A 7,041-nucleotide genomic window follows, 5' to 3' on the forward strand; every position below is an offset into this window, starting at 1 on the left:
TATTATAATAAATAAGTCAAGGTAACCACATCAAATACATTTCCACGATTGAGATCAATGAATCGATACGGTTACCCTGCCAAAACTTATCGTTATCCCACTATTTACCAACCCGGGTTATTCGGGGCCAAATTCGGATTCAAATACAACTCATCCAACGGTAGGGAATAATAGTAATGCTTTGGGGTTACAAAGTTACGATTCTCTGCCGGTTCCACAATCAAGAAACCATTTTCATCTGTCAAACCAGGATTTCCTTCATTCAAGACATTCAAGTGCTCGTATTCCGAACCTTTCAACTTAATACCTTTTATGGCACCTATTAATTCTGTCTCAGCCGTCTTCCAACGTCTTAGATCATCCCTACGGAAACCTTCGAACGCCAATTCAATTGTACGTTCCCGACGTATCTCCGTACGCATATCCAATCCATTACTCTTGGCAAAAGCGTTGGTCAAAGGAGGCATCTCCACACCTTTCCGAGAGCGGATCACGTTGATCGTCTTATTCAAAACATCATCGCTTATCGCTCCATCTTTCTCGTAAGTAGCCTCAGCCAATATCAGCAATACTTCCGGATAACGGATAATATGATAATCAAACACATCCTTATCTGAGGGAAGGGAGGTTTCGGCCATAAACTTCCACAACTTATAGCCCGTACGAGTCTCTGGGCGTGTGGTAAATTGAGGTGGACATGTCAAAGCTCCATCTTGCGGGCTGATATAATCAGTTCCAGGTATCAAGAAGGTCTGCGTCATACGGGGATCCCGATCTTCATATTCGCTTTCAATCGTTGCATATCCCTTAAATCCAGAGTTACTATTCTCAATCGGAAGGCCCGTACTTTTACACAAGTACATATCAGCCAGCTTCCGGGTTGGAGTTCCCCGCCATCCCCAATAAACCGGGCATGCGGTACTATGTGTACGAATATCCGTCTCATAACGACTATCGAAAATGCCCTCTTTTGAATCATCGCCCGCATTGATAAACAAATAACGATAGCTCTCCTCACCCGAGCCTTCATACAAAGCATACTCTCCGCTGTCGATTACTTTGTTCGCCGCATCAATCGCTTGTTGCAGCAACTGTTGGTAATCCGAACGGTGCTGATGATATTTCGCCCAAGTCCCAGCGAATAAAGCAACTCTCGCTTTCAAAGCCAAAGCGGCACCTTGGGTCACTCGTCCAGCCTCTTCCGAGGTCAACTCGCTTTGCAGCGGAAGCTTAGGGTAAGTTTCATCAAGTTCCGACAAGATAAAGTCTTCTACTTCCTGCTGTTTATTCCTAGAACCATATAACTCGGGAGAATCTACGGTGAGCACTTTCGTCAAGATTGGTATATCATTGTATTTTAACATTAAACGATAATGTGAGTAGGCGCGAAAGAAACGGGCCTCAGCCACATACCGCTCAATCCCCGAGGGATCTCCCTCATACGTCTGGCTCTTCTCGATAATCATATTGCTCTGGCGTAGGTCAATAAACGTAGAATCCCATAATGCGTCCGTATTCGGGGCTATCAACGTACCGTTACTTGTTGTATTCTCATTCAGCTCATACGCAATATCGCTATCCGTATCCTTCGTTCCGAACGTCTCGGTTCGCGAATACAACCAATTGACCTCTTTCTCGAAATCATCTGGAGTCTTCCAGAATAACTCGTCTGGCAAATTGTCTTTTGGCAGCAAGTCTATATCTTGACAACTTGACAAGAATAAAGCGGAAACAATAAAGCTTCCCAATAATATCCGATAGTTTTTCATGACTTTTCGCTTTAATTTTTAAAATACGACATTTATACCAAATGAATAATTACGGGTAAACGGATAAGAGGTAATGCTACCGCTATCTTCTTCCGGATCCCAACCATTCGGCGTATTATGAACCTCAAATAAATCCTCTCCGGAAAAATATACCCGGACCTTCTGCAAGCCAACTCTCGAAGTTAATGCCTGCGGAATCGTATAACCAAACTGCAGGTTCTTCAAACGGGCGTAAGCCACGTTAAACTTCGTATTCGTCGATACGTAATAGTTGTAGTTCCGCTTATCTTTCAATGTAATCGCCGGATACTTAGCGTCCGTCCTTTCCGGAGTCCAAGTTTTTCCATACCAATATTCCGCAGATTGATACCATGCCTCAGGCATCGGGCATCGGGTCTCTCCTTCCAAGAACATAGTCCTACGACCAACTCCTTGTATAAACGCACTTAGGTCGAATCCCTTCCAAGCCATACTCAGGTTAAAGCCAAAATTATAACGCGGGTTCTTATCTCCTAAATATTTCACATCGCCGGAGCCTTCCTTACCGTCACCCAACACAGATAGTTTTCCATCTCCATCCAGGTCTTTGTATTTCGCGTCACCTACACTCAGGTCTCCAGGAATACCTCCTTCCGGAAAGCGAGCCTTATATTCCTCCAACTCCTGTTCTGTCTGGATAATCCCATCAAATTCATATCCGAAATACGAGTTCAACGGATATCCGGTCGGGGTCGCATTATTTCCCAACTGAATCAAATTACTGCCAACCCGGTCTACGACTTTATTTCTTGCGTCACTGAGATTAAAACGAACCGAGTAACTGAAATCCTTAATTTGATCTCTCCAGCCCAAAGAGACTTCCCAACCACGAATACTTAGATGCCCGCTGTTCGTACTCGGGGCATCCGCTCCTAACATAGAGGGGTATGTTTTAGGGATAAGCATATTCTTATTTTCCTTCCAGAAATAATCAAATGATCCGTACAAACGATTATTGAGAGTAGAAAAATCAAATCCAATATTTGTTGTCTGGATTGTCTCCCACGTACGTGAAGTAGAAATAATATTCCCAGACGTAGCCATCTGTCCTTTTATACCAGCTCCGAAAGGATAATAATCATTGGACAAAGAAATCAGTTGAATATAGTCATATAACCCGATACCAGACTGATTACCCATCTCACCGTAAGAAGCTCTCACTTTCAAATCCTCGAACCAACCTAATCTTTTCATGAAGCCTTCTTCCCCGACACGCCAAGCAGCGTTTACACCCGGGAACCATCCCCAACGGTGATCCGGGTCAAAGCGGGAACTTCCATCCGCACGGATCGTACCCTCAATGACATATTTATTGGCAAACGTATAATTCACCCTAGAGAAAAACGAATTGATAGTCCATTGAGTTCCCTCACTCCAGGCATTTTGATCTTGCGAACTACCCAATTGCAAAGACATATTTTCCTGCTGGTCAAAATTTATACGTTTCGCCGTGAACTTATCATAATTCTCGGATTCATGAGCAGTACCGACCATCACACTTAAATCATGCCTATCGTTGAAATTCTTTTTATAATCGGCATACAACGTGAAGTTCTTCGATAAGGTCTTCTGGTAACGACGTTCCGCGCTATTCGGCGTGCGTTTTTCCCGGACCTCATTATCATACCAATCGTAATTGATGATTTTCTTGTTTGTTACATTCTCATCCTGATCATATTTACGGATCACCGCTTGCCCCACGAGTTGCAAACCATCGATCACATTCCAACGTAACTGGTTGTTGACCGTTATATTACCCGTAGTCTTATTCACCATACCTCCGTCTTCCAGTACTTGAGCCGGATTATCGAATCCCTCGAACGTATAGAAGGTTCCCGATGGGGTGTACATCGGAGTCCAAGAACGTGTCTTGTAAATTAACTCCCATATATTTTGCCCTTCTGTCAAACCCGAAGAGTAATCCCTATTACTTGCCTCATAAGCCAAGTTAAGGTCATAAGTCAAATTCTTGAAAATCTCGATACTAGATTTAGCACGTACAAAATAACGCTTATTCACATCCTCTCCGAATTTGGGTATACCTTCCTCCCGTTGATGTCCTAAAGACAACATATAAGAGTATCTCTCCCCTCCACCGGAAATATTGACATTATAATTCTGCATATTGCCATTACCAATAAGCATATCATTCCAATCCTGATTCTTGAAGAATTGCGGGTAACCGGTCCAACGTCCCCACTCCGCATCGGTCAATACCTGATCACTGTTCTGCCGAATCAGCTCCAATTGCTCTTTTGTATATTCAGGAGTAAAAGACCCGTCCGTGATCTCCAGAGCCATCTCCGCATGTTGTAATAAATCAGCAGGTTTCCTCAATAATGCCGGAGTTTTTATAGAATAATACGCGTCGAAAGTAACCGATGTTTTCTGATTACGTTTTCCACTTTTTGTCGTCACCAGAATAACACCATCCGAGGCACGGGCTCCATAGATCGCAGCCGTACCATCCTTCAATACGGAGATATTCTCTATATCAGAAGGATTAATCATGTTAATGTTACCCTCCGCACCATCAATCAACACGAGCGGAGTACCTCCGTTGATAGAAGAGACATCACGAACCTTCATGGTCATATCCGAGCCCGGAGCGCCTCCACTTCGTGTAATCGTCAGGCCGGGTACTTCTCCTTGCAAAGCTTGAGCCGCATTCTGGATCGGGCGAGATTCGAACGCCTTTGCGTCGGCCGTAGCCACGGCACCACCTAGATTCGCTCTTTTCACCGTACCATAACCTACCACTACAACCTCATCCATCTGTAAGGCATCTTCACGTAGCCTCACATTCAAGTTCGTTTCCTTGCCAGGTCGTAATTCCATCATGGCATATCCGATATAAGAAACCTGAAGGGTACCATTCTCTGAGATCTCCATCGTAAACTTACCATCAAGGTCTGTAACCGTTCCATTGGTAGTACCTTTCTCAACAACATTCGCCCCGATAATAGGTTCCCCTTTCTCGTCTGTTACGACTCCTTTAACCAGACTTTTCTTTTGCAGAACTTTTTGTGAAGAAGGAGCGGACTTATCATTCTTTGTCGAAGGATTAATCAAGATGAAATTATTTTCTGTAATCTCATACTTTACCCCTTCTTGTTCGAAAAGACGTTTCAAGATAGTTTCCACGGTCTGTTCCTTCACATGTACAGATACTTTTCTATCAAGGTTAACCTTCTCGCTCTCATAGATAAAACGGAAGCCAGACTGTTTCTCTATCATAAAAAGAACCTCTTTTATTGTCTGGTTATTAACATCCAGAGACAACTTCGTTTCTTGCGAATAAACAGAAGCCGAGATTTGGAGTGAACATGCGATAGAGAATAATGTCGCTAATCTCATAATAGACAAAGTCTTTTTAAGGACCGGAGACTCTTCCGGCCTTGATATATTCCAAAAATTCATATATTTGTAATTCGATTGTTTGTTAACACTAGTGTCGTAAGCACTAATTTTAATGATCAAAGAGATGACGGGGAATGTTCCAGCATTTCCCGTTTTTCATGTGTAATTCATGCTATTCCAGTTCTTTACTTCATAGGCAGACTTTATTTAGAGGTTATACTTATATTTTTTCCTTTCACGCTATAGCTTATATCACTCAATCGAGATAATACATCCAATATATCCGTTATGGTTTCTTTCTGTATGACTCCGTCGTAGTGTATGCTATTTTCCAAGTCCTTTTGAAGATGGATGGTCACATCATACCTTCTCTCCAAGTATTTACAAACAGAAGCCAACGACATATGATCCATATATAACTTATCCTCCAGCCAACTATAGGAATGAGATAACACGCCCGCTACCGGTCTCATCTCGTTGGTTCGCTTATCGAAGACCGCCATGTCACCAGCATTCATCAGCAACTTATCATCCCCATGATCCAACTCGATACAACCTTCCACCAATGAGGCCTCAATAGTTTTTTCATCCGTATATGCTTGTAGATTAAAAGAGGTTCCATGTACCTTTAAACGTAATCCATTGTTCATTTTAATCACGAATGGCCTTTTGTCTTTCGAAACATCAAAGAAGCCTTCTCCTTGAAAACTTACTTCCCGGATCTTTTCCTTCGCATTATAAGAATAAGTAATATCTGATCCCGAATTCAATTTAACCACGGAGCCATCCGGTAAGACAATCTCCGATCGGCTACCGTAATCAGCACTCATTCGGACCAACATTTCCGGTTGTCTATCAAATATTCCCCTTCCCCAAAAGCTGAAGACAAGCAATAAAGCAGCCGCCACTCCTGAAACAATATAACCGATATTTATCAAGCGTCTTCGTCTATTATCCCTGTTTTTATTGATCCTATCAATCTTATCCCAAGCATATTGAGCATCAAAGTTTTCTCTCTCCAAATAAGTCCCTGTTTCTTTCCATATCTCTTTGTATCGCTCAAAGTCCTTTTGGTTAGACTCATCTTCAGCCAACCACTCGTCCAGAACCGGATCAATGGTCTCTTCATCCATCCTGTCAGATAAATGGTCAACAATGTGTTCTTCTATGTATTTTCTCTTCTCCATGAGTCTAGTCTTTGTTTAAATGACACCATAAATAAAAAAAGGTCCTATATGGACCTCAAAAAAAATTCCCTTATTTTACACACCTTTCATCTCCAGACATTTTTTCAATCTCTGTAAAGACCCCCATATTTGATTCTTGATTGTTTTCACGGATATAGATAGTTTCTCCGATATTTCTTTCTGTTTCAATCCTTTTATCCGGTGAAGAAGCAGTACTTCTCTACTACGATCCGGCAGACGGTCTATGCAATCGTAAAGAGCGATCCTAAACTCTTCTGTCTCCAATCGATTATCCTCATAAGACAGAAGTAACACGTCTTGATTCTCGGACAAACTTCCTGTATGGGTCTTCGAACGTATAAAATTCAAAGCCAGATGCCTGGCCATCCTATATAGATACCCTGATACATTTTCCTTTATCTCTATTCTTTCCCTATTCTTCCATAAATTCAAGAAAAGCTCTTGAACGACATCCTCCGCATCATTCCTATCCATCAATAAACTATACACATATTGGCAAAGACGCCCGTAATAACGATCAAACAGCTTATTATAACTGATATAATCATTATTACCGATTGCTATCATTAAAATCTTATCAACATGATTATCAGTCATATAATCTCTATTATCATGAATATTCACAATCACCTTTACTGATTAAAAGAGTTTCGTCAAGACTATGG

4 protein-coding genes are annotated in these 7,041 nt (G+C 41.9%); all 4 read right to left on the bottom strand.

Annotated elements, in window-relative coordinates; genetic code table 11:
* Positions 1–104 precede the first annotated feature (104 nt).
* Entirely contained in the window at positions 105–1,769 is a 1,665-nt protein-coding gene (locus tag Q0110_RS13855; protein WP_297907510.1) for a RagB/SusD family nutrient uptake outer membrane protein, read from the bottom strand.
* An 18-nt stretch (positions 1,770–1,787) separates the two neighbouring features.
* The gene (locus Q0110_RS13860; RefSeq protein ID WP_366139680.1) at positions 1,788–5,228 is read right to left on the bottom strand and encodes a TonB-dependent receptor; all 3,441 of its coding nucleotides are present in this window, start codon (positions 5,226–5,228) and stop codon (positions 1,788–1,790) included.
* Between the two features lie 143 nt (positions 5,229–5,371).
* Positions 5,372–6,355: a FecR family protein gene (locus tag Q0110_RS13865; RefSeq protein ID WP_297907512.1), complete on the bottom strand. Its 984-nt coding sequence runs from the start codon at positions 6,353–6,355 to the stop codon at positions 5,372–5,374.
* Positions 6,356–6,430: 75 nt separating this feature from the next.
* A complete protein-coding gene (locus Q0110_RS13870; RefSeq protein ID WP_297907513.1) occupies positions 6,431–6,973 on the bottom strand; it encodes an RNA polymerase sigma-70 factor in 543 nt (180 codons plus the stop codon).
* Between the last annotated feature and the right edge of the window lie 68 nt (positions 6,974–7,041).

The sequence above is a fragment of the uncultured Parabacteroides sp. genome (genome assembly GCF_947855115.1).
Classification (GTDB): Bacteria; Bacteroidota; Bacteroidia; order Bacteroidales; family Tannerellaceae; genus Parabacteroides.

Excerpts from the sequence above, each read along its gene's own strand:
- Q0110_RS13855 (WP_297907510.1), bottom strand. The coding sequence starts at position 1,769 with ATGAAAAACTATCGGATATTATTGGGAAGCTTTATTGTTTCCGCTTTA.
- Q0110_RS13860 (WP_366139680.1), bottom strand. The coding sequence starts at position 5,228 with ATGAATTTTTGGAATATATCAAGGCCGGAAGAGTCTCCGGTCCTTAAA.
- Q0110_RS13865 (WP_297907512.1), bottom strand. The coding sequence starts at position 6,355 with ATGGAGAAGAGAAAATACATAGAAGAACACATTGTTGACCATTTATCT.
- Q0110_RS13870 (WP_297907513.1), bottom strand. The coding sequence starts at position 6,973 with ATGACTGATAATCATGTTGATAAGATTTTAATGATAGCAATCGGTAAT.